This is a genomic window from Seonamhaeicola aphaedonensis (assembly GCF_003386195.1).
Lineage (GTDB): Bacteria > Bacteroidota > Bacteroidia > Flavobacteriales > Flavobacteriaceae > Seonamhaeicola > Seonamhaeicola aphaedonensis.
In genome coordinates, this window is the sequence record NZ_QRDX01000039.1 from 1 (window position 1) to 1,095 (window position 1,095).

The window sequence follows — 1,095 nt, forward strand, 5'->3', positions numbered from 1 at the left end:
TGGTTTAACCCTGAGATGGAACACATTTACTTTAAGATGCATTGTCTGCGAAGCAGCGTAGATTAAAGTTCGCCATCGGCGAATGTGTTCCATCGTTGTTGTATATGGTTTGTTGCGTGGTTTAAGCACATAATTTAGCAAATAAAAACTTAATAGAAAATCCGCGAGGATTTTCGTAAGTAGGCTAGAACTAGCAATAAATTATATACGGTGTTGCCAGTAGTTTTTATATACATTTACTTTCAGCTGTGTGACAACTTGTAACATTAAATTTCACTTTTAAATCATAAGAAAAACCATCTAAATCAGGAAAAACAGTCTCGTGTCTAATTCCAAGTAGATATAATTTTCTTTGAATTTCCTCAGCTACATCACAGCTAAACGTAAATTTCGTAATAGTTTTAGCAAAATCGTCTTCAAATCCATTTTGTAGTTCTTCCCTTGGATTCGGTTGAATAGAAAAAAGTCCAAATTGACCAGTAATTCTTTTAGTAATATGTGGTGGATAAAATAACCCATATTCATCAAATTCAAATGGCGAATAAATACAACTTGTGTCTATATATCCACAGGTATGAAGTGCAAAAATTGCTCCTCCATTTGGATTACATTTTTCGATTTTTCCATTATGTAAGATATTCGGTTTAGTAGCAAAATACAATGCGATTAAAGGACTACTTGTCCAATCTAATAATCTTGTCGGTAAACCGTGATGTTGGGCAAGTGCTAGCCATTCCCAATCATCTTTTGGTGAAGGATTTATTTCTGAATTAGCTCGTAATTTGAATCTATTTAAAGTTTCTAATTCGTATTCTTCGATTGTTAATCCACAAAGTATTTCTTCATCGATTCTGCCGACTGCAGGAATTAATTTATGATTTTTAGTATCAGATACTCCTCTATAGACATAATGTCCACAAGTGTATTCGTCAGAAGTGATTAACTCTGTAAGTTCGGTAAATGATTTTATTTCTATCGTGTTCATTCTTAAATTACTGGCAACTCAGGGTTAAACGTATTTCTGTTTTAAGAATGAAAAGATAATAAATTCCTTAGCAATAATTAGAGAAAAGCTCTTCCTTATAATCTCTAATT

General features: G+C 32.5%; 1 protein-coding gene. It reads right to left on the bottom strand.

The annotated features are described in order from the left end of the window. Positions 1-226: 226 nt before the first annotated feature. Positions 227-985 (bottom strand): FRG domain-containing protein, encoded by a 759-nt coding sequence (locus DFQ02_RS15015; protein ID WP_116525263.1) that lies wholly within the window; start codon positions 983-985, stop codon positions 227-229. Positions 986-1,095: the final 110 nt, after the last annotated feature.

Bases quoted from the DNA above. Each gene is read 5' to 3' on its own strand.
- DFQ02_RS15015 (WP_116525263.1), bottom strand. From the start codon at position 985: ATGAACACGATAGAAATAAAATCATTTACCGAACTTACAGAGTTAATC.